The organism is Streptomyces mangrovisoli (assembly GCF_000974985.2).
GTDB lineage: Bacteria > Actinomycetota > Actinomycetes > Streptomycetales > Streptomycetaceae > Streptomyces > Streptomyces mangrovisoli.
This window is the reverse complement of sequence record NZ_LAVA02000021.1, coordinates 102,497-123,110: the sequence shown is the minus strand read 5'-3', so window position 1 is coordinate 123,110 and position 20,614 is coordinate 102,497. Positions and strand designations below refer to the sequence as shown.

Below are 20,614 nucleotides of genomic sequence, written 5' to 3'. Positions count from 1 at the left end.
GAGTGGGGCCACCGGGAATGTGGGGCGGCGGGTGGTCGGGCGGCTTGTGGGGTGGGGCGGGGTGCGGGTGCGGGTGCTCAGCCGGGATCCGGGGCGGGCCGCGGGGGTGGGCGGGGAGGTCGTCGCGGGGGACTTCGCCGACCCCGGGGGGCTGCGGGCCGCCCTCGCGGGAGCGGACGCCTTCTTTCTGGTGACCTCGCATCCGATGCGGCCCGAGCATGACGTCAACGCCCTTGCCGCCGCGCGGGCGTGCGGTGTGCGGCAGGTGGTCAAGCTGTCTGCGCTCGCCGTGACCGACCCCGGCGCCGACGACCTGCTCACCCGTTGGCAGCGCGACAACGAGGACCGGCTCACCGCCTCCGGTCTCGACTGGACGCTGCTGCGTCCGCGGGCCTTCATGACCAACGCCCTTGCCTGGGCGGACTCGGTGCGGTCCGAGGGTGTCGTACGGGCCCTGTACGGCGACGGGCGCAATGCGGGTGTCGATCCCGAGGACATCGCCGAGGTCGCGGCGCGGGTGCTGACCGAGGCGGGGCACGAGGGGCGCGCCTATGCGCTGACCGGGCCCCGGGCGCTCTCGGCGCGGGAGCAGACCGAGCGGCTGGGGCACGTGCTCGGGCGGTCCCTGCGCTTCGTCGAGCTCGGCGAGGAGGAGGCGCTCGCGGGGTGGCGGGCCCGGCTGCCCGAACCCGTCGCCCAAGCTTTGCTGCACAGCGCGCGGCGGCTGCGGGACGGGGCGAAGGCTCAGGTGGCGGAGGACGTGGAGGCGGTCACGGGGCGGCCGCCGCGTGACTTCGAGGAGTGGGCCGTCGAGCACGCGGCGGCTTTTCGGCCGTAGGGCCTGTCGTCGCCTTCCCGTCTGCCACGCGACGCCTGGCCCTGGGTGCGCATACGCCCCTTGGCTTGTGCGGGCAGGGAAGCTCCTCCCCGGCGGGCAGGCGGGCGGGCGGTCAGTCGGCCGCCCGGTCGCCGTTCTCCAGTTCCGCCGTGCCGGAGTCGGTCGCCAGCACGTCCAGGGCCACCCGGACCCGGCGGCCCAACGAGCCCAGGAGGTGCGCCGCGAGGTCCTCGGGGGCGACCAGGCGCCAGGACAGGAGTTCCTCCTCCTGCAGGCGGATCGACTTCAGATCGGACTCGGTCAGCACTCCGCCGTCGTAGAGGTACGCCACGATCGGCGGCCGGCCCGCGCCGTGCACCCAGTCGACCACGAGCAGCCGGCCGGGCGCCACGTCCAGGCCGATCTCCTCCAGCGTCTCCCGGCGCGCGCCCCGGCGCGGGGTCTCGCCGTCGTCCGACTCGATCGTGCCGCCCGGAAGGGCCCAGCCCTCACGGTAGTTGGGCTCCACGAGCAGTACCCGCCCGTCGGCGTCGCGGAACAGTACGGCCGCCCCGGCCAGGACGCGGGGGAGTCCCGCGATGTACGTCGCGTAGTCGTCAGCGCTCATCCCGGAAGCGTAACCAGCCCCCGGGCCGGGAAGCGCACGGCAGCGGGGCCGCTCAGCGTTCCGCACCCGCCAATCGCGCGGTGCGCTCCGCCAGGTCGCTGATCGCCACCCCGTCGAAGCCGAACACCGCGCTGCGCACCGTGTCCTCCAGCGGGTCCTTCCACCGCGCCGGGATGGCCCGCGCCCCCGTCAGCACCCCGGCCACCGAGCCGGCCGTGGCGCCGTTGGAGTCGGTGTCCAGGCCGCCGCGCACGGTCAGCGTGATGGTGCGGGTGAAGTCGCCGTCGCCGTACAGGAGTCCGGCCGTGAGGACCGCGGCGTTCGGGATCGTGTGGATCCAGCCGAGTCCGCTCGTCTCCTCCGACGCCGTCGACAGGGTGTCCTCCCACGTCATGCGGGTGTCGTGGAGCGACATCACGCGGCGTACGGTGCGTGCGAGCCGGCAGCCGGGCGGGATCACCGTCAGCGCGGTGTCCACCGCGTGCCGCACCGTCGGTGCCGTGAACGCCGCCGCGATCAGCGCCGCCGCCCACATCGCGCCGTAGACCCCGTTGCCGGTGTGCGAGAGGACCGCGTCGCGGCGGGCCAGCGCGGCGGCCCGGCGCGGGTCGTCGGGGCAGGTCCAGCCGTAGACGTCGGCGCGGATCAGCGCGCCGATCCACTCCTGGTAGGGATTGTCGTACGTCGCCGTCAGCGGCGGTTTGAGACCGTTGGCGAGATTGCGGTAGGCGGCGCGCTCCGCGGTGTACGTCTGCCGGTACGGCAGCCGCAGCAGCCAGAGGTCACCCACCTGCTCCGTGCTGAACGCGAAGCCGTGCGTCTCCAGCAGATGCAGGCCGAGGATGGCGTAGTCGACGTCGTCGTCCCGGCAGCTGCCGTGGATGCGGCCGCGGACGCAGCTGCGCCACTCGGGGCGCAGCTGGACGCCGTCGCTCTCGTCGGCAGGCTCGGGGAGATAGTCGGTCAGTGGCAGGGCGGCGGCCTGCCGCAGGTAGCGGTCGATCCGGTCGCGGGTCCACAGGTCGCCCTGCTCGACCGGTTTGCCGAGCATGTTGCCCGCGATCCGGCCGAGCCAGCCCCCGAGGATGCGGTCGGTGAGCTCTGGCTCATTGCCCACAGGGGTCATGGGACCGGTCTACCCGATTCCGCGCCTCCCAGTGCCGTCCGTGCCGTCGCCGCCGTCCGTGCCGTCCGCACAGCGGGCTCGCGGGCCGCTCACATCCGGCTGACGGGCCGTTCCCAGGGTCCGGGACGGGGCATGACGGGGGGCCTGTCCTGCGGTTAAGGTCGCAGCGGCGCGACTGGCCCCGACACGCGCGGGGCCCGGAGAGCAAGGGGACAACAGGTGACACAGCGGGTGCTCATCGCCGCGGACAAGTTCAAGGGGTCGCTCACGGCCGCGCAGGTCGCCGAGCGGGTGACCGCCGGGCTGCGCCGGACCGTACCGGACCTGACGGTGGCGTCGCTGCCCGTCGCCGACGGCGGCGACGGCACCGTGGACGCGGCCGTCGCGGCCGGTTTCGAGCGGCACGAGGTGCGGGTGGCCGGGCCGCTCGGGCACGAGGTGACGGCGGCGTTCGCGCTGCGCGACGGCACGGCCGTGGTGGAGATGGCCGAGGCCAGCGGATTGCAGCGGCTGCCCAGAGGTGTCTTCGCGCCGCTCACCGCCTCCACCTACGGCTCCGGCGAGCTGCTGCGGGCCGCGCTGGACGCGGGCGCGCGGACCGTCGTGTTCGGCGTCGGCGGCAGCGCCACCACCGACGGCGGCGCGGGGATGCTCTCCGCGCTCGGCGCGCGGTTCCTGGACGCCGACGGTGAGCCGGTGCCGCCGGGCGGCGGCGGCCTGGCGGCGCTCGCCTCCGCCGACCTGTCCGGCCTCGACGCGCGGCTCGGCGCCGTGGACCTGGTGCTCGCGAGCGACGTCGACAACCCGCTGACCGGGCCGACGGGCGCGCCGGCCGTGTACGGGCCGCAGAAGGGCGCGAGCCCGGACGACGTGGCGGAGCTGGACGCCGCCCTCTCCCACTACGTCAAGGTGCTGGAGGCCGCCCTCGGCGCCTCGGCGGCCGAGCACGCCGCCGCCCCGGGCGCGGGCGCGGCCGGCGGCATCGGCTACGGCGCCCTGCTGCTCGGCGCGCGGTTCCGGCCCGGGATCGAGGTCATGCTGGACGTGCTCGGCTTCGCGCCGGCGCTGGAGCGGGCGGACCTGGTGATCACCGGTGAGGGCTCCCTCGACGAGCAGACCCTGCACGGCAAGGCGCCCGCCGGGGTGGCCGCGGTCGCGCGTGCCGCGGGCAAGGAGGTCGTGGCCGTGTGCGGGCGGCTGGCGCTGCCGCCCGAGGCCCTCGGGCGGGCGGGCATCCGCCGTGCGTACGCCCTGACGGAGATCGAGCCCGACATCGCGACGTGCATCTCCGATGCGGGGCCGATTCTGGAGCGGCTGGCGGCGCGGATCGCCGAGGACTTCCTGACCTGACGGGTTCCCATCCGGGGGTTGTGGGGTCCGTGCGGCTCCGTCGTGGCTTGTCGCGCAGTTCCCCGCGCCCCTAATGGGTGTGGCGGTGAGGTGGGCAGTTCGGGGACGTTCCGCGCCACTACAGGGCGCCCGCCCGTGCAGCCGTGCCCCAAAGGGGCGCGGGGAACTGCGCGAGCGACCACGACGGTGCCGCGCAGGGCAGACAAACCGCCGCCGCACGCGACCCACGGGCGGTCGCCGCACGCAACCCACGGGCGGTTGCCGCACGCGACACACGGGCCGTCGTCGCACGCGACCCCCGGACCGCCCCGCGCGGGACACGCAGAGGGGCCCCGGGTCACAAGACCCGGGGCCCCTCTCATGTCCAGCCGAACCCAGCGGAGCGCTACGGCAGCTGCGCCGCCCGCGCCTCACGCCGGTTGTCGCGGAAGTTGTTCACCCGGCGGGCCGTGGCGAACAGCGGGATCACCGCGCCCATGACGAGCTGGAGCGCGCAGCCGGTCTGGAGCAGCAGCTGGCCGCTCGGGGCGTCGAACGCCCAGGCCGCCAGCAGGCCCATCGACAGCACGATCCAGCCGAGCACCGCGCCGGCGAGGCGACCGCGGGGCTTGGGGTACTCCACCCGGCTCACCATCAGCCACGCGGTGCCCAGGATCGCCAGCAGGGTCGCCACGAAGGGCAGCTCCAGCAGCACGATCGAGACCACCGTCAGCGCGCCGAACGGCGACGGCATGCCCTGGAACATGCCGTTGCGGGGCGTCACGCACGAGAAGCGCGCCAGGCGAAGGACCACCGCCAGGAGCACCACGATTGCCCCTAGCGCCGCCATTCTCTGGTGCGCGTCGTCCGCGACCATGCCGTAGACGAGCACGAAGTACGCCGGCGCGAGGCCGAAGCTGATCAGGTCCGACAGGTTGTCCAGCTCGGCGCCCATGGGGGAGGAGCGCAGCTTGCGTGCCACGAGGCCGTCGAACAGGTCGAAGACGGCCGCGCAGAGCATCAGGATCACGGCGGTGGCGGCGCTGTGCCGGGCCATGCCCATGGACTCGTCGTTGCCCGTGAGGTGCGGGATGAGGATCCCGGTGGTGGTGAAGTACACCGCCATGAACCCGCACGTGGCGTTGCCGAGGGTGAGGGTGTCCGCTATCGAGAGGCGGAGCGAGAGAGGCATCTCCTCCTCTTCGTCCGCCTCGTCGGCCTCGGGCACCCAGCCCGCCTGGGTCTCCGGATCAATCACGGTCAATGCGAGTCACCCCAGCCACGGTCTTCTGACCGACCTCGACCGCGACCTCCACGCCCTCGGGCAGGTAGATGTCGACGCGCGAGCCGAAGCGGATGAGACCGATCCGGTCGCCCTGCTCGACCTTCGTGCCCATGGGGATGTAGGGGACGATGCGGCGGGCGACGGCGCCGGCGATCTGGATCATCTCGATGTCACCGAGCTCGGTGTCGAAGTGCCAGACCACGCGCTCGTTGTTCTCGCTCTCCTTGTTGAAGGCGGGAACGAAGCCACCGGGGATGTGCTCGACCGACGTCACCGTGCCGGCCAGCGGCGCGCGGTTGACGTGGACGTTGAGCGGGCTCATGAAGATCGCGACGCGGGTACGCCCGTCCTTCCACGGCATGATGCTCTGCACCACGCCGTCGGCGGGCGAGATGACCCGGCCCCGGGTGATCTCGCGCTCGGGGTCGCGGAAGAACCACAGCATGCCCGCCGCGAGCGCGGTGGCGGGTACGGCGACGGCCTTGGCGACGCCCGAGCGGCGGGCGCGGAGCAGGCTGACGGCTGCGGTGGCAACGGTCGGGAGAAGCCACGGCGATGCTCCGCGCGCGAGGCGTACGCCGGCTCGGCTGTCGCGTGGTGCAGAGGTTTGGCTGTGGGGCATGGATGACCTTCGTAGCGGATGATGCCGCGCTTTTTATCAGGGGACGGCGGCTTTCCGGCGATGTTAGCGGCTCGGGGCCGCAACTGGGTAAGCCAGGAAGCCGAGTCGGTTCCCGTGGAGTGTTAACGGGGTGTGATCTTCTTCTCGAAGAAAACACCCCGTTTCCGGACAATCAGCCCTGGAATCGATACTCTTCGAGCAACCTTCGCCCGATGATCATTTTCTGGATCTCGGCAGTGCCTTCGCCGATCAGCAGCATCGGGGCCTCCCGGTAGAGGCGCTCGATCTCGTACTCCTTGGAGAAGCCGTAGCCGCCGTGGATCCGGAAGGCATCTTCCACGACCTCCTTGCAGTACTCGGAGGCGAGGTACTTCGCCATCCCTGCTTCAAGGTCGTTTCGTTCCCCGGAGTCCTTTTTGCGTGCCGCGTTCACCATCATGGCATGGGCGGCCTCGACCTTGGTAGCCATCTCGGCGAGCTTGAACTGGATCGCCTGGTGCTGGGCGATCGCCTTGCCGAAAGTGTGACGCTGCTGGGCGTACTGGACACCGAGTTCGAAGGCACGCTGAGCGACGCCACAGCCACGGGCCGCCACGTTGACCCGGCCCACCTCGACGCCGTCCATCATTTGGTAAAAACCTCGGCCGGTGACCCCGCCGAGCACGCGATCCGCCGGAATCCGCAGGCCATCCATGATGAGCTCGGTGGTGTCAACCCCCTTGTACCCCATCTTGTCGATCTTTCCGGGGATGGTCAGCCCGGGACGGACCTCGCCGAAGCCCGGCTCCTTCTCCACGAGGAAGGTCGTCATCGACTTGTGGGGCGCCGTGCCCTCGGGGTGTCCTTCGTCACTTCGCACCAGAACGGCGACCAGAGACGACGTGCCGCCGTTCGTCAGCCACATCTTCTGGCCGTTCAGGACGTACTCTCCCCCACGCTCGGCTGCGCTCGCGCGGGAGGTGCCCCCATCGTCCTTCACCGCCTTCGACGTGATCGCCGAGACGTCCGAGCCGAGGCCCGGCTCCGACATCGAGAACGCGCCCCGGATGTCGCCGGCCGCCATCCGCGGCAGGAAGTGGTCCTTCTGCTCCTGCGTGCCGTGCTGCTTGAGCATGTACGCCACGATGAAGTGCGTGTTGATGATGCCGGAGACGGACATCCAGCCGCGGGCGATCTCCTCCACGCACAGCGCGTAGGTGAGCAGCGACTCGCCCAGGCCCCCGTACTCCTCGGGGATCATCAGGCCGAACAGGCCGAGTTCCTTCAGGCCGTCGACGATCGCCTGCGGGTACTCGTCGCGGTGCTCCAGCTCGGTGGCGACGGGGATGATCTCCTTGTCCACGAAGTCGCGGACGGTGGAGAGGATCTCCTGCTGGATGTCGGTCAGACCGGCGGTCTGGGCGAGTCGCGCCATCTCTACTTCTCCTGCTGCTTCAGTTCGGGACGGCCCGGCTGCTCGCCGCCGCGCTCCTTGATGTACGTCTCGGTCGGCACCATCACCTTGCGGCGGAACACGCACACCAGCGTGCCGTCCTGCTTGTAGCCCTTGGTCTCCACGTGCACGATCCCGCGGTCGTTCTTCGACTTCGAGGGCCACTTGTCGAGCACGGTCGTCTCGCCGTAGATCGTGTCGCCGTGGAAGGTCGGCGCCACGTGCTTCAGCGACTCGATCTCCAGGTTGGCGATCGCCTTGCCGGAGACGTCCGGCACGGACATGCCGAGCAGCAGCGAGTAGATGTAGTTGCCCACGACGACGTTCTTGCCGAAGTCGGTCGTCTGCTCCGCGTAGTTGGTGTCCATGTGGAGCGGGTGGTGGTTCATCGTGAGGAGGCAGAAGAGGTGGTCGTCGTACTCGGTGACCGTCTTGCCGGGCCAGTGCTTGTAGACCGCGCCGACCTCGAACTCCTCGTAGGTGCGTCCGAACTGCATCGCGCTCAGGCCTCCGGGATCTCGAACTTGGACGTGCGCTGCAGGCCGGCGGCGCGGCCCTTGCCGGAGACGACCAGCGCCATCTTGCGGCTGGCCTCGTCGATCATCTCGTCGCCGAGCATCGCCGAGCCCTTCTTGCCGCCCGCCTCGGACGTGTAGTAGTCGTACGCGTCCAGGATCAGCTCGGCGTGGTCGTAGTCCTCCTGCGACGGCGAGAAGATCTCGTTGGACGCCTCGACCTGGCCCGGGTGCAGTACCCACTTGCCGTCGAAGCCGAGCGCGGCGGCGCGCCGCGCGACCTCGCGATAGCCCTCGACGTTGCGGATCTGCAGGTAGGGGCCGTCGATCGCCTGGAGGTTGTTGGCGCGGGCGGCCATCAGGATCTTCATCAGGATGTAGTGGTAGGCGTCCGCAGGGTAGCCGGGCGGCTGCTCGCCCACGACGAGCGACTTCATGTTGATGGACGCCATGAAGTCGGCCGGGCCGAAGATGATCGTCTCGACGCGCGGGGAGGCCTGCGCGATCGCGTTGACGTTGTTGAGGCCCTGCGCGTTCTCGATCTGCGCCTCGATGCCGATCTTGCCGACCTCGAAGCCCATCGTCTTCTCGATCTGCGTGAGCAGCAGGTCCAGCGCGACGACCTGCTCGGCCGTCTGCACCTTCGGCAGCATGATGCAGTCGAGGTTCTGGCCCGCGCCCTCGACCACGGTCACCACGTCGCGGTACGTCCACTCGGTGGTCCAGTCGTTGACGCGCACGACCCGCGTCTTGCCCGTCCAGTCGCCCTCGTTGAGGAACTTGACGATGGTGTGCCGCGCCTCGGGCTTGGCGAGCGGCGCGCACGCGTCCTCCAGGTCGAGGAAGACCTGGTCGGCCGGGAGACCCTGCGCCTTCTCCAGGAAGCGGGGGTTCGAGCCCGGCACGGCCAGACACGAGCGCCGCGGGCGGAGACGGTTGACGGTCATGCGGGGACCTCCAGGGGGTCGAGCTTGTTGGCGGTGCGGATCTCGTCGACGATACGGCCGATGATCCCGGTGATGTCGAAGTCCTTCGGGGTGAAGACCGCGGCCACTCCCGCGGCCCTGAGCTGCTCGGCGTCGCCGTTCGGGATGATTCCACCGGCGATCACCGGGATATCGGTCGCACCCGCCTCGCGCAGCCGCTCCAGCACGTCCGGGACCAACTGGGCGTGCGAGCCGGAGAGGATGGACAGGCCGACCGCGTGCACGTCCTCGGCGAGGGCCGCGTCCACGATCTGCTCGGGCGTCAGGCGGATGCCCTGGTAGACCACCTCGAAGCCGGCGTCGCGGGCGCGCACGGCGATCTGCTCGGCGCCGTTGGAGTGCCCGTCCAGGCCCGGCTTGCCGACCAGGAAGCGCAGCTTGCCCACGCCCATGTCGCGGGCGGTCGCGTCGACCCTGGCGCGGACCTCGGCCATCGCCGAACCGGCCGCCGCCGGGACCGCCACCGGCGCCGAGGAGACCCCGGTGGGCGCCCGGAACTCGCCGAACACCTCGCGCAGCGCCCCGGACCACTCGCCGGTCGTCACACCGGCGCGGGCGCACTCCAGGGTCGCCTCCATCAGGTTGGCGGTGCCCTTGGCGGCCTCCTTCAGCCGCTCCAGCGCCTTGCACGGGCGCGGGTGGTTGAACGGCGGCTGGTAGCGGGTGTCCCGCCAGTGCTGGAGGGAGGCGATCACGCGGGCCTCCACGGCCGGGTCCACGGTCTGGATGGCCGTGTCGAGGTCCGCGGTCAGCGGGTTGGGCTCGGTCGTCTCGAAGATGTTGACGCCGACGATCTTCTCCTGGCCGGACTCGATGCGGGCCCGGCGCTCGGCGTGCGAGGCGACGAGCTGCGACTTGAGGTAGCCCGACTCGACGGCGGCCATCGCGCCGCCCATCTCCTGGATGCGGTCGATCTCGGTGAGGGAGTCCTCGACGAGGGCCGCGACCTTCGCCTCGATCACGTGCGAGCCGGCGAAGATGTCCTCGTACTCCAGCAGGTCGCTCTCGTGTGCCAGGACCTGCTGGATGCGCAGGGACCACTGCTGGTCCCAGGGGCGCGGCAGGCCGAGTGCCTCGTTCCAGGCGGGCAGCTGCACGGCCCGCGCGCGGGCGTCCTTGGAGAGGGTCACGGCCAGCATCTCCAGCACGATCCGCTGGACGTTGTTCTCCGGCTGCGCCTCGGTCAGACCGAGGGAGTTGACCTGGACGCCGTACCGGAAGCGGCGCTGCTTGGCGTTCTCGATGCCGTAGCGCTCGCGGGTGACCTTGTCCCAGATGCGGCCGAACGCCCGCATCTTGCACATCTCCTCGACGAACCGGACGCCCGCGTTCACGAAGAACGAGATGCGCGCGACGACGTCGCCGAACTTCTCCTGGGGCACCTGTCCCGAGTCGCGCACGGCGTCGAGCACCGCGATGGCGGTGGACATCGCGTACGCGATCTCCTGCACCGGCGTGGCCCCGGCCTCCTGCAGGTGGTAGCTGCAGATGTTGATCGGGTTCCACTTCGGTATGTGGGAGACCGTGTACGCGATCATGTCCGTCGTCAGGCGGAGCGAGGGCCCGGGCGGGAACACGTGGGTGCCCCGCGAGAGGTACTCCTTGACGATGTCGTTCTGGGTGGTGCCCTGGAGCTTGGTGATGTCGGCGCCCTGTTCCTCGGCGACGACCTGGTAGAGCGCCAGCAGCCACATGGCGGTGGCGTTGATCGTCATCGAGGTGTTCATCTGCTCCAGGGGGATGTCCTGGAACAGCCGGCGCATGTCACCGAGGTGCGCGACGGGCACGCCGACCCGGCCGACCTCGCCGCGGGCGAGGATGTGGTCGGAGTCGTAGCCGGTCTGCGTCGGCAGGTCGAACGCCACCGACAGGCCGGTCTGGCCCTTGGCGAGGTTGCGCCGGTACAGCTCGTTGGACGCCTCGGCCGTGGAGTGACCGGCATAGGTCCGCATGAGCCACGGCCGGTCCTTCTCCCTCGGCGCGGTCGCCGAATCCCGCTGCGCGGGCGCCGACTCCCGCTGACCCGGGGCTGGTTGACGCTCAGTCATCGATGACCTCGGATGTCCTCAGATGTTGCGGAAGCGGTTGATGGCGTCGAGGTGTTCGGCGCGCAGTTCGTGGTTGCGGACGCCGAGGCCCTCCTCGGGGGCGAGGCACAGGACGCCGACCTTGCCCTGGTGGAGGTTGCGGTGGACGTCGTAGGCGGCCTGCCCGGTGTCTTCCAGGGAGTAGACCTTGGAGAGGGTCGGGTGGATCTTGCCCTTGGCGATCAGGCGGTTGGCCTCCCACGCCTCGCGGTAGTTCGCGAAGTGCGAGCCGATGATCCGCTTCAGCGACATCCACAGGTAGCGGTTGTCGTACTCGTGCATGTAGCCCGAGGTGGAGGCGCAGGTGGTGATGGTGCCGCCCTTGCGGGTGACGAACACCGAGGCGCCGAACGTCTCGCGGCCGGGGTGCTCGAAGACGATGTCGATGTCCTCGCCGCCGGTCAGCTCACGGATGCGCTTGCCGAACCGCTTCCACTCGCGCGGGTCCTGGGTCTGCTCGTCCTTCCAGAACCGGTAGCCCTCGGCGTTGCGGTCGATGACGTTCCGCGCGCCCATCGCGCGGCAGATGTCGGCCTTCTCCGGGCTGGAGACCACACAGATCGGGTTGGCGCCGCCCGCGAGGGCGAACTGGGTGGCGTAGGAGCCCAGTCCACCGCTCGCGCCCCAGATCAGGACGTTGTCGCCCTGCTTCATGCCGGCACCGTTGCGCGAGACCAGCTGCCGGTAGGCGGTGGAGTTGACCAGACCCGGAGCCGCTGCCTCCTCCCAGCTGAGGTGCTGCGGCTTGGGCATGAGCTGGTTGGACTTGACAAGTGCGAGCTCTGCCAGGCCGCCGAAGTTGGTCTCGAAGCCCCAGATCCGCTGCTCGGGGTCGAGCATCGTGTCGTTGTGGCCGTCGGAGGACTCCAGCTCGACGGACAGGCAGTGCGCGACGACCTCGTCACCGGGCTTCCAGGCGTTGACGCCGGGGCCGGTGCGCAGGACGACGCCCGCGAGGTCGGAGCCGATGATGTGGTACGGCAGGTCGTGGCGCCTGGTCAGCTCGGAGAGCTTGCCGTAGCGCTCCAGGAACCCGAAGGTGGACAGCGGTTCGAAGATCGAGGTCCACACCGAGTTGTAGTTGACCGAGGAGGCCATCACGGCCACCAGGGCCTCACCCGGGCCCAGTTCGGGCACCGGCACCTCGTCGAGGTGGATCGACTTGCGCGGGTCCTTGTCGCGGGTCTGCATGCCCGCGAACATCTCCGTCTCGTCCTTGTGCACGGTGATCGCGCGGTACGACTCGGGGAGCGGCAGAGCGGCGAAGTCGGCCGGGGTCGATTCCGGCGACTGGATCGCGTCCAGGATGTCCTTCACGGTCACGGTGTTGCCTCCGGCGAATGGCGTCTTGAGGGGAGACGCTGAGGGTTGCGTCGGTGCTGCTGAGGGTTTTTTCCGGTGCTTCCGGTTGCTTCCGGTGCTGGGTGCTGTCCGGTGTTCGGTGCTTCCGGGACGGTTGCTTTCCGGTGTGCCGTCGGTTCGGCGGTGGTGCTGTTTCGGCAGCGCTTTGTGGCGCGAGAGGGTGCCTGTGACGCAGGCGTCCGGGCGCGCAAACCGTGGCTTGCGGGGACAGCCGACGTACGAGAGATCTCTGCACGCCGGCCGCCCGGACTCCTTCAACGTATGACACCGCGTGTCACCTGGCAAGGCACTGAGTGCCAGGAGTTCCTCTCAAGTGAAATCTTTACGTAACAAATGAGCGATGATCGATCGAACGGCGGTGGAGAGTCGTCGGATAAAGGCCCCTGACATGCCAAAACGGCCACCCGGGCGGGTGGCCGTCATCACAGGGGCGGGGTGGTCCGGAACACGCTCAGAAGGGGCTCCGGGGGCTCCCGGCGCAGGGCTCCGGGTGCTTCCGAGCGGGGCTCAGCGGTCCTTGAGGGCCTGCTCGATCGTGCGCATCACCTCGTCGAGCGGCGCGTCGGTCCGGGTCACGGTGACCAGGACCTCGCCGGACCCCGACGGGCCCGCGGCGGTGGTGCGGGTGCGCGGGGCGGTCTCCCGTCCCGCCCCGATGCCGGTCCCGAACGTCTTGCGGACGATCGCGAAGGCGTGGTCGAGCTGCGCCTCCACGTCGCCCTGGCCGCCGGCCCGCAGCCAGCGCCGCAGCACGTGGTTGTGGGCGGTGACCACGGCCGACGCGGCGACCTCGGCCAGCAGCGGGTCGTCGTTGGCGTCGTCGTCGTGCGCGTGCTCGTCGAAGTGGCCGAGGAGATACCGGGTGAAGAGGCGCTCGTAGCGGGCCACTGACGCGATCTCCGCCTCGCGCAGGGTGGGCACCTCGCGGGTCAGCTTGTAGCGGGCCACGGAGATCTCCGGGCGGGCCGCGTACATCCGCATGACCTCCTTGATGCCGCGGCACACCGTGTCGAGCGGGTGCTCGTGCGCGGGGGCCGCGTTCAGCACCGCCTCGGCACGGACCAGGGTGTCGTCGTGGTCCGGGAAGATCGCCTCTTCCTTGGAGCGGAAGTGGCGGAAGAACGTGCGGCGGGCGACCCCGGCCGCGGCCGCGATCTCGTCGACGGTGGTCGCCTCGTACCCCTTCGTCGCGAAGAGTTCCATCGCGGCGGCCGCCAGTTCCCGGCGCATCTTGAGCCGCTGGGCGGCGGCGCGACTGCCCGCGGCACTTTCCGGGGCGTCGGGCGTGGCAGGTGTACGAGCGGACTTGGCGGGCTGGGACATGACCCGAACGTACTGCATGTGCGCAGCTCGGTGCGCAGGCCCGGGGTATCCCCCGCCCATCACGGGCGGGGGGCCGCCGGCGGGATCGAGCAGCCCGCCCCAGTCGTCCGCGTCGCCGCCGGGCCCGGCGGGCCCGGCGAACCAGTCGCCCGGACGCTCAGCGGCGGGCATATTCGCGGAAGCCGCGGCCCGTCTTGCGGCCGAGGCAGCCCGCCGCCACCAGGTGCTCCAGCAGCGGCGCCGGGGCGAGGCCCGGGTCGCGGAACTCCCGGTGCAGGACCTTCTCGATGGCCAGGGAGACGTCGAGGCCGACGACGTCCAGCAGCTCGAACGGGCCCATCGGGTAGCCGCCGCCGAGCCGCATCGCCGCGTCGATGTCGTCCAGGGACGCGTAGTGGTCCTGGACCATCTTGATCGCGTTGTTGAGGTACGGGAACAGCAGCGCGTTGACGATGAAGCCGGCCCGGTCGCCGCAGTCCACCGCGTGCTTCTTGATCCGGGCGCAGACCTCGCGGACCGTCGCGTGCACGTCCTCGGCGGTCAGCACCGTGCGGACGACCTCGACCAGCTTCATCGCGGGCGCCGGGTTGAAGAAGTGCATCCCGATGACGTCCTGCGGGCGCGAGGTGGCGCGGGCGCAGGCGACCACCGGCAGCGAGGAGGTGGTGGTGGCGAGGACCGCGCCGGGCTTGCAGACCTTGTCCAGGGTCGCGAACAGCTGCTGCTTGACCTCCAGGTCCTCGGCGACCGCCTCGACGGCCAGGTCCACGTCGGCGAAGGCGTCGTAGGAGCCGGCCGCGGTGATCCGGTCCAGGGTCGCGGCGGCGGCCTCGGCCGTCAGCCGGCCCCGGTCGACCGAGCGGGCCAGGGACTTGCCGATGCGGGCCTTGGCGGCCTCGGCCTTCTCCTCGCTGCGGGCGGCCAGCACGACGGCGTACCCGGCCTTCGCGAACACCTCGGCGATGCCCGACGCCATGGTGCCGGAGCCCGCGACACCCACCGAGCGCACCTCGCGCCCCGCGGCCGCCCCGCCGTCGGCCGCCGGGGTCAGCGCGTCCGGGACGACCGTGGCGCTGCCCGGGGCCGCGTAGCTGTAGAAGCCGCGGCCCGCCTTGCGGCCGGTCAGACCCGCCTCGCTGAGCTGCTTCAGGATCGGCGCGGGGGCGTGCAGCCGGTCGCGGGACTCGGCGTACATGGCCTCCAGGACCGTACGGGCCGTGTCGACGCCGATCAGGTCGAGCAGCGCCAGCGGGCCCATCGGCAGGCCGCAGCCGAGCCGCATCGCGGCGTCGATGTCCTCGCGGGAGGCGTAGCGGGCCTCGTACATCGCGGCGGCCTGGTTGAGGTAGCCGAACAGCAGCCCGTCGGCGACGAATCCGGGCCGGTCGCCGACCGCGACCGGCTCCTTGCCCAGCTCGATCGCGAGGTCGGTGACGCGCGCCACCGCCTGCGGCGCGGTCAGCACCGAGGACACCACCTCGACCAGCTTCATGGCCGGCGCCGGGTTGAAGAAGTGCAGGCCGAGCACGCGCTCGGGACGGGCCGACTCGGCCGCGAGCCGGGTGACCGACAGGGCGTTGGTGCCGGTCGCGAGGATCGTCTCCGGCCGCACGATGCCGTCCAGCGCCCGGAAGATCTCCTGCTTGATCTCGTACGACTCCGGGGCGACCTCGATGACGAGGTCGGCGTCGGCCGCGGCGCTCAGGTCGGTCGAGGTGCGCACGCGGGCCAGCAGACCGGCGCGCTCCTCCTCGGTGAGCCGGCCGCGCGCCACGGCGCGGGCGGTCGAGGACTCCAGGGCGGCGACGGCCTGGGCGGCGGCGGCCTCGCTGATGTCGATGCCGACGACCTCGCGGCCCGCCTTGGCGAGCACCTCGGTGATGCCGGTGCCCATCGTGCCGAGGCCGACGACGGCGACGACGGCGAGCGGGGACAGGGAAGGGTCGGACAGGGGAGTGGCCATCGCGGGACTCCAGGAATGAGGGTGACGACTGGGAAACGCGCCCGGGTGCGCCGACGAAGGCGCACCGGGTGCCAAGGAGTGCGGGTGTTGCCGGGCTGCCAGGCCCCGTCAGGACCTCGCGCACACGCCCGGTGCCGTCGTGGGGGCGCGCACACGCCCGGGGAACGGCTGCTCTTCCGACCGGCCCTGTCCCGGGACCGGGTCGTACTGCGGTACTCGTGTACCGAACCGACTGCACTCGCGGCGGCTGCGTCACCAGGCCGCCGCAAGGGGGTGGCGAGTGGGTTACTCGCTCGTCTGAGCTTAACTCGTCGGTAACGAGCGCGCCAGCCCCCCGAGTCGAGTGATCCCGCCGAGTTTCGGAGGGAGCCCACGAGGCTCCGGACACCCCCATAGGCTCGGCTTCATGGACGAAGAGTTGCGATCACTCACGGAGCGCTTACGGCAGGAGGCCGGCGGCTCGGCGGCGTACGAACGGCTCGTGGCGACGGACGACCCGGACGGCCTGGCCCGGGTCCTCACCGAACCCGGGCGGCCGCTGTGGGCCCGCGAACTGGCCGCCTACCGGCTGGGCGTGGCGGGCGACCGGCGCGCCTTCGAGGCCCTCGTCCTGCTGCTCAACCACCGCGACCCGCCCCGCTGCGCCGCCGCCGCGCACGCCCTGGCCCGCCTCGGCGACCCGCGCACGGCCCGCGCCGCCGCCGCCCTCGCCACGAACGAACTGCGCGTCGCGTACGCCCTGCACCCCGTGCGCCTGCTGGTGCTCCTGCGCGCCCCCGAGTCGGTGCCCGCGCTGATCACCACGCTCCAGCGGCGGCTGCGCCCGCACGACCCGTACCGCCGGGTGGCCCTGGCCTGCGTCGAGGGGCTCGGCTCACTCGGCGACCCGCGCGCGCGACCGGTCCTGAACGAGGCGCTCGCGCATCCCGCGCTCGCGGAGGCGGCGGTACGGGCGCTGGGGCTGATACCCGGTCAGCGGTGACACCCCGGCGGAGGACCGGGGTCAGGCCCCGGGCCCCAGGTGTCGCACGTAGCGCACCTCCGGCACCGACGCGCCGCCCGCCTCGAAGGGTTCCTCGGCGCCGTCGGCGGCGAAGCCCGCCCGCTCGTAGAAGCGGCGGGCGGGGGTGTTCCCCTTTACTACCCACAGCATGATCAGGTCGTGGCCCAGGCCGGCCCGCTGCCGCAGGACCTCCTGGAGCAGGGCGTGGCCGATGCCGCGCCCCTGGCGGGCCGGGTCGACGTAGAGGGTGTACAGCTCGGCGTCCGCGGTGAGCCCCGACTCGTCGTCCCGGTAGGGGCCGTGCGCGGCCCACCCGGCCACCTCGCCGCCGTGCTCGGCCACCAGGTTCACCACGTCGGTCCGGTCCCGTGTGAACACCTCCCGGCGCCGCTCGGCGTCCCGGGCGACGCTGAGGCCGTCGAGATACGGCTGCGGCATCAGCCCCCGGTACGCCGTGCGCCAGCCCGCGACGCGGATCTCCGCGACGCGGTCGCAGTCGGCGAGCGTCATGGGGCGGATCACGGGTCCGGCCGCCGCGGGCGCCGCCCCGCGGGTCGCGGGACTGTCCGTGGCGGGCGTCGTCGGATCGCTCATGGGGCTCATCATGATCCACCGGGAGTACGACGACGACGGCGCCCCCGGCCGGTTGCCGGGGGCGCCGCCGTCCGTGCCGCCCGGTTCAGGGGGCGGCGCGGGTCGTTCAGCCGCGGAAGCCGAGCAGCCTGTGCAGGGCCGAGCCGCGGGCCGTCGTGGCCGCCGCCTTGTTCGCGGCGAGCGGCTTCGGGTCGGGTGACTTCCGGCAGACCGCGTCGGCCTCGCCGTGGCCGCGCGGCACCTTGCCGGTGGCGAGATACGCCGACAGGTAGCCGTCGAGGCAGGAGTTGCCGCTCAGCGTGATGCCGTGGTTGCCGCCGCCCTGCTCCACCACCAGGCTGGAGCCGGCCAGCAGACGATGGACGGTCACCCCGCCCTCGTAGGGCGTGGCCGCGTCGTTCGTCGCCTGGAACAGCAACACCGGCGGCAGTTGGCCGTTGGCGATGTTCACCGGCCGCAGCCCGCGCGTCGGCCAGAACGCGCACGGCGCGTTGTACCAGGCGTTGCTCCAGGCCATGAACGGCGCCTTCTCGTACACCTCCCAGGTGTCGTCGCGCCACTTGTCCCAGCCGCGCGGCCAGGAGGCGTCACGGCACTGCACCGAGGTGTAGATGCTGTAGCCGTTGTCCCCGGAGGCGTCGATCGCCGCGAAGTTGTCGTACGCGTCGACGAGCGCCTTGGTCTGCTTGTGGTTGACGTACTCCGCGAACGCCTCGGCCAGATAGGGCCAGTAGCCGTTGTAGTAGCCGCCCGGGATGAAGGTGTCCTCCAGCTCCGAGGCGCCCACCTTGCCGCCGGCCGGCTTCTTGGCGAGGGCCGCGCGCATGGCGTACCACTTCGCCTCGACCTTCTCCGGGTCGGTGCCGAGCTTGTACGTCGCGTCGTACTTCGCGATCCACGCCATGAGGGCGCGGTGGCGGTCGTTGAACGCGTAGTCCTGCGCGATGTTGTCGTCGTACCAGACGCCGGTCGGGTCGACGATCGAGTCCAGCACCAGTCGGCGCACCCGCTGCGGATAGAGCCGCGCGTACACCGAGCCGAGGTAGGTGCCGTACGAGTAGCCGAAGTAGTTGATCCGCCGGGCGCCCAGGGCCTGCCGGATGGAGTCCATGTCCTGGACCGCGCTGATGGTGTCCATGTACGGCAGCAGGCTCGCGTACTTGGTGCCGCAGGCGGCGGCGAAGCCCCGCGCGCGCTTCAGGCCGGCCCGCTCCAGCGCGGGCGTGGACGGGACGGTGTCGGGGCGGACCGGTTTGAAGTAGCCGGGTTCGCAGTCGAGGGCGGGCCTGCTCTTGCCGACCCCGCGCGGGTCGAATCCGACGACGTCGTACTGCGCCGCCACGCTCTTGGGCAGCGCGGACGCCACATATCCGGCGAGCGTCAGGCCGCTGCCGCCGGGGCCGCCGGGGTTGACCAGCAGCGGTCCCTGGTACGTCTTCGCGGTGTGCGGGACGCGGGACAGGGCCAGCGTGATCTGCGTGCCCTCGGGGCGCGCGTGGTCGAGCGGCACCTTCACGGAGGCGCACTGGAGCGTCGGGTAGTCGGCGGTGGCGCACTTCTTCCAGACCGGTTTCGCCACCGGGGCGGCGGCCGCCGCGGGGTGCGGGACACTCGCGTCGGCGGGCACGGCCGTGAACGAACCGGCCACGACGACCGCGGCACCGCACAGCACGGCTGCGCGTTTCTTCATGGAAAGTCCTCCCAGGACGGAGGGGTTTCGGACCGCGTGTCACGGTCCTCGCCGCATCGTCCCGGAAAGTCCCCGTCGAGGAACCCGTTCTGATGATATTTGACCCATATGGTCCGTCAGATGCCCTCGAACGCCCTCGGAACCGCGCTCAGATCAGCGTGAGTTGAACAGGGTCGGTCGCCGCGCGCCCGGCCGGGTCGTCCACGGGACGCGCTTCGGGTTCCGTGATCCGGCGGCGCGGGCCCGCGTGGCTCGGCCCGATGCCGTACTCCTGCGCCAGTTCGTGCACCTGACGGGTGATCCGGCGCTGGTACCACTTCGGCGCGTAGGCGCCCTCCGCGTACAGGCGCTCGTACCGGCGCACCAGATGCGGGTGTTCCCGGTCCAGCCACGCCATGAACCACTCGCGGGCGCCGGGGCGCAGATGCAGCACCAGCGGGGTGACCGAGGTCGCCCCGGCCGCCGCGATCGCCCGCACGGTCTGCCGCAGCTGGGCCGGGTGGTCGCTGAGGAAGGGGATCACCGGGGCCATCAGCACGCCGACCCCGATGCCGCGCTCGCCCAGGGTGCGCACGACGTCGAGCCGGCGCTCGGGCGCGGGCGTGCCCGGCTCGACCGAGCGCCACAGCACCGGGTCGGTGAAGCCCACCGACACCGAGATGCCGACATCGGTGACGCGGGCCGCCTCGGTCAGCAGGTCGAGGTCGCGCAGGATCAGCGTGCCCTTGGTCAGGATCGAGAACGGGTTCGCGTGGTCGCGCAGCGCGGCCAGGATGCCGGGCATCAGCCGGTAGCGGCCCTCCGCGCGCTGGTAGCAGTCGACGTTGGTGCCCATCGCGATGTGCTCGCCCGTCCAGCGGGGCGAGCCGAGCTGGCGGCGCAGCAGCTCCGGCGCGTTGACCTTCACCACGATCTGGTTGTCGAAGCCGAGGCCGGTGTCCAGGTCCAGATAGCTGTGGGTCTTGCGGGCGAAGCAGTACACGCAGGCGTGCGAGCAGCCGCGATAGGGGTTCACCGTCCACTCGAAGGGCATCCGCGAGGCACCCGGCACCCGGTTGATGATCGACCGCGCGCGGATCTCGTGGAAGGTGATCCCCGCGAACTCGGGCGTGTCGATGGTGCGGCTGGTGACCGCGACCGCGCCGAACAGCGCCGCGTCCGGCACCCGGCCGTGGTCACCCGGGTCCCGGCCGCCGGACTCCACTGTGAGGTTCTCCCAGCGCATGACGCCTCCTCGGTAGCACTGCCCACAGAATAGAACACATGTTCCCTTGATCGTGCGAGCTCGTTTCCGATCGCGGTGCGCGCCGGGATCCGATCGCTTCGGGCACCCCGATTTGGGCGGGTGGCGGCCCGGGTGGTTGGCTTGCCCCCACTCGAGAACAAGGTCTGGGAGGAATCCGATGGCGCAGGTCGAGGCCACTACGGAGCGGGTCGTCGCGGCGGACGCGGAGAAGGTGTTCGACGCCCTCGCCGACTACAGCGGCACCCGGCAGAAGCTGCTGCCCGAGCACTTCAGCGAGTACGAGGTGCGCGAGGGCGGCGACGGGGAGGGCACCGTCGTCCACTGGAAGCTCCAGGCCACCAGCAAGCGGGTCCGCGACTGCCTCCTGGAGGTCTCCGAGCCCTCCGACGGCGAGCTGGTCGAGAAGGACCGCAACTCCTCGATGGTCACCACCTGGCGCGTCACCCCGGCCGGGGAGGGCGGCTCCCGGGTCGTCGTCACCACCACCTGGCAGGGCGCGGGCGGCGTCGGCGGCTTCTTCGAGCGGACCTTCGCGCCCAAGGGCCTCGGCCGGATCTACGACGCCGTGCTCGAGCGCCTCGCCGCCGAGGTGGAGAAGTAGCCTTC

The 20,614-nt window shown here is 71.3% G+C and carries 18 protein-coding genes; 4 read left to right on the top strand and 14 right to left on the bottom strand.

Going from position 1 to position 20,614, the window contains the following annotated elements; all coding sequences use genetic code 11:
* Positions 1-838 (top strand): NAD(P)H-binding protein (locus tag WN71_RS11155; RefSeq protein WP_143074829.1); only part of this gene is annotated, 838 nt, incomplete at its 5' end.
* Positions 839-950: 112 nt separating this feature from the next.
* Here WN71_RS11155 and WN71_RS11150 read toward each other — a convergent pair.
* Both WN71_RS11150 and WN71_RS11145 read right to left on the bottom strand, forming a co-directional pair.
* Positions 951-1,445: an NUDIX domain-containing protein gene (locus WN71_RS11150; RefSeq protein ID WP_046582179.1), complete on the bottom strand. Its 495-nt coding sequence runs from the start codon at positions 1,443-1,445 to the stop codon at positions 951-953.
* Between the two features lie 52 nt (positions 1,446-1,497).
* Complete coding sequence (locus WN71_RS11145) at positions 1,498-2,571, bottom strand: ADP-ribosylglycohydrolase family protein (RefSeq protein WP_046582181.1); 1,074 nt, start codon at positions 2,569-2,571, stop codon at positions 1,498-1,500.
* Positions 2,572-2,802: 231 nt separating this feature from the next.
* On the opposite strand from WN71_RS11145, the gene WN71_RS11140 reads away from it, so the two are divergent.
* Positions 2,803-3,921: a glycerate kinase gene (locus tag WN71_RS11140; protein ID WP_046582182.1), complete on the top strand. Its 1,119-nt coding sequence runs from the start codon at positions 2,803-2,805 to the stop codon at positions 3,919-3,921.
* 385 nt (positions 3,922-4,306) lie between these two features.
* Here the strand turns inward: WN71_RS11140 and pssA are convergent, their stop codons facing one another.
* From pssA to WN71_RS11095, 9 genes are all read right to left on the bottom strand, one after another.
* Positions 4,307-5,128 carry a CDP-diacylglycerol--serine O-phosphatidyltransferase gene (gene pssA, locus WN71_RS11135; protein WP_046582185.1) on the bottom strand — a complete coding sequence of 274 codons (822 nt, stop codon included), beginning with the start codon at positions 5,126-5,128 and terminating at the stop codon, positions 4,307-4,309.
* Positions 5,129-5,150: 22 nt separating this feature from the next.
* Complete coding sequence (locus tag WN71_RS11130; RefSeq protein ID WP_079177805.1) at positions 5,151-5,807, bottom strand: phosphatidylserine decarboxylase; 657 nt, start codon at positions 5,805-5,807, stop codon at positions 5,151-5,153.
* A gap of 172 nt (positions 5,808-5,979) precedes the next feature.
* Positions 5,980-7,221, bottom strand: a complete 1,242-nt coding sequence (locus WN71_RS11125; RefSeq protein WP_046582189.1) for an acyl-CoA dehydrogenase family protein — start codon at positions 7,219-7,221, stop codon at positions 5,980-5,982.
* A 2-nt stretch (positions 7,222-7,223) separates the two neighbouring features.
* Positions 7,224-7,736 carry a MaoC family dehydratase gene (locus WN71_RS11120; protein ID WP_046582191.1) on the bottom strand — a complete coding sequence of 171 codons (513 nt, stop codon included), beginning with the start codon at positions 7,734-7,736 and terminating at the stop codon, positions 7,224-7,226.
* A gap of 5 nt (positions 7,737-7,741) precedes the next feature.
* On the bottom strand, positions 7,742-8,701 hold the full coding sequence (locus WN71_RS11115; RefSeq protein WP_046582193.1) for an HpcH/HpaI aldolase/citrate lyase family protein: 960 nt from the start codon (positions 8,699-8,701) through the stop codon (positions 7,742-7,744).
* Positions 8,698-10,692 carry a protein meaA gene (locus tag WN71_RS11110; RefSeq protein WP_046582194.1) on the bottom strand — a complete coding sequence of 665 codons (1,995 nt, stop codon included), beginning with the start codon at positions 10,690-10,692 and terminating at the stop codon, positions 8,698-8,700. The genes WN71_RS11115 and WN71_RS11110 overlap by 4 nt, the downstream gene beginning before the upstream one ends.
* Positions 10,693-10,806: 114 nt before the next feature.
* Positions 10,807-12,150: a crotonyl-CoA carboxylase/reductase gene (gene ccrA, locus WN71_RS11105; RefSeq protein ID WP_046582195.1), complete on the bottom strand. Its 1,344-nt coding sequence runs from the start codon at positions 12,148-12,150 to the stop codon at positions 10,807-10,809.
* 546 nt (positions 12,151-12,696) lie between these two features.
* Positions 12,697-13,512: a TetR family transcriptional regulator gene (locus WN71_RS11100; protein ID WP_046582308.1), complete on the bottom strand. Its 816-nt coding sequence runs from the start codon at positions 13,510-13,512 to the stop codon at positions 12,697-12,699.
* A gap of 157 nt (positions 13,513-13,669) precedes the next feature.
* On the bottom strand, positions 13,670-15,475 hold the full coding sequence (locus WN71_RS11095; RefSeq protein WP_046582196.1) for a 3-hydroxyacyl-CoA dehydrogenase family protein: 1,806 nt from the start codon (positions 15,473-15,475) through the stop codon (positions 13,670-13,672).
* A 406-nt stretch (positions 15,476-15,881) separates the two neighbouring features.
* Between WN71_RS11095 and WN71_RS11090 the strand changes: the two genes are divergently transcribed.
* The gene (locus WN71_RS11090) at positions 15,882-16,457 is read left to right on the top strand and encodes an adenylosuccinate lyase (protein ID WP_046582198.1); all 576 of its coding nucleotides are present in this window, start codon (positions 15,882-15,884) and stop codon (positions 16,455-16,457) included.
* Between the two features lie 21 nt (positions 16,458-16,478).
* Here WN71_RS11090 and WN71_RS11085 read toward each other — a convergent pair whose 3' ends face one another.
* The 3 genes from WN71_RS11085 to WN71_RS11075 form a co-directional block, all read right to left on the bottom strand.
* On the bottom strand, positions 16,479-16,988 hold the full coding sequence (locus tag WN71_RS11085; protein WP_046582309.1) for a GNAT family N-acetyltransferase: 510 nt from the start codon (positions 16,986-16,988) through the stop codon (positions 16,479-16,481).
* Positions 16,989-17,178: 190 nt separating this feature from the next.
* Complete coding sequence (locus WN71_RS11080; protein ID WP_046582200.1) at positions 17,179-18,762, bottom strand: alpha/beta hydrolase; 1,584 nt, start codon at positions 18,760-18,762, stop codon at positions 17,179-17,181.
* Positions 18,763-18,910: 148 nt separating this feature from the next.
* A complete protein-coding gene (locus WN71_RS11075) occupies positions 18,911-19,987 on the bottom strand; it encodes an Rv2578c family radical SAM protein (protein WP_046582202.1) in 1,077 nt (358 codons plus the stop codon).
* A gap of 178 nt (positions 19,988-20,165) precedes the next feature.
* Here WN71_RS11075 and WN71_RS11070 point away from each other — a divergent pair, with 178 nt between their 5' ends.
* Positions 20,166-20,609 carry an SRPBCC family protein gene (locus tag WN71_RS11070; RefSeq protein ID WP_046582204.1) on the top strand — a complete coding sequence of 148 codons (444 nt, stop codon included), beginning with the start codon at positions 20,166-20,168 and terminating at the stop codon, positions 20,607-20,609.
* The last annotated feature ends 5 nt before the right edge of the window (positions 20,610-20,614 follow it).

Excerpts from the sequence above, each read along its gene's own strand:
- WN71_RS11070 (WP_046582204.1), top strand. The coding sequence starts at position 20,166 with ATGGCGCAGGTCGAGGCCACTACGGAGCGGGTCGTCGCGGCGGACGCG.
- WN71_RS11100 (WP_046582308.1), bottom strand. The coding sequence starts at position 13,512 with ATGTCCCAGCCCGCCAAGTCCGCTCGTACACCTGCCACGCCCGACGCC.
- WN71_RS11085 (WP_046582309.1), bottom strand. The coding sequence starts at position 16,988 with ATGACGCTCGCCGACTGCGACCGCGTCGCGGAGATCCGCGTCGCGGGC.
- WN71_RS11150 (WP_046582179.1), bottom strand. The coding sequence starts at position 1,445 with ATGAGCGCTGACGACTACGCGACGTACATCGCGGGACTCCCCCGCGTC.
- WN71_RS11075 (WP_046582202.1), bottom strand. The coding sequence starts at position 19,987 with ATGCGCTGGGAGAACCTCACAGTGGAGTCCGGCGGCCGGGACCCGGGT.
- WN71_RS11090 (WP_046582198.1), top strand. The coding sequence starts at position 15,882 with ATGGACGAAGAGTTGCGATCACTCACGGAGCGCTTACGGCAGGAGGCC.
- WN71_RS11115 (WP_046582193.1), bottom strand. The coding sequence starts at position 8,701 with ATGACCGTCAACCGTCTCCGCCCGCGGCGCTCGTGTCTGGCCGTGCCG.
- WN71_RS11110 (WP_046582194.1), bottom strand. The coding sequence starts at position 10,692 with ATGCGGACCTATGCCGGTCACTCCACGGCCGAGGCGTCCAACGAGCTG.
- WN71_RS11125 (WP_046582189.1), bottom strand. The coding sequence starts at position 7,221 with ATGGCGCGACTCGCCCAGACCGCCGGTCTGACCGACATCCAGCAGGAG.
- WN71_RS11095 (WP_046582196.1), bottom strand. The coding sequence starts at position 15,475 with ATGGCCACTCCCCTGTCCGACCCTTCCCTGTCCCCGCTCGCCGTCGTC.
- WN71_RS11080 (WP_046582200.1), bottom strand. The coding sequence starts at position 18,762 with ATGAAGAAACGCGCAGCCGTGCTGTGCGGTGCCGCGGTCGTCGTGGCC.
- WN71_RS11130 (WP_079177805.1), bottom strand. The coding sequence starts at position 5,807 with ATGCCCCACAGCCAAACCTCTGCACCACGCGACAGCCGAGCCGGCGTA.
- WN71_RS11120 (WP_046582191.1), bottom strand. The coding sequence starts at position 7,736 with ATGCAGTTCGGACGCACCTACGAGGAGTTCGAGGTCGGCGCGGTCTAC.
- WN71_RS11145 (WP_046582181.1), bottom strand. The coding sequence starts at position 2,571 with ATGACCCCTGTGGGCAATGAGCCAGAGCTCACCGACCGCATCCTCGGG.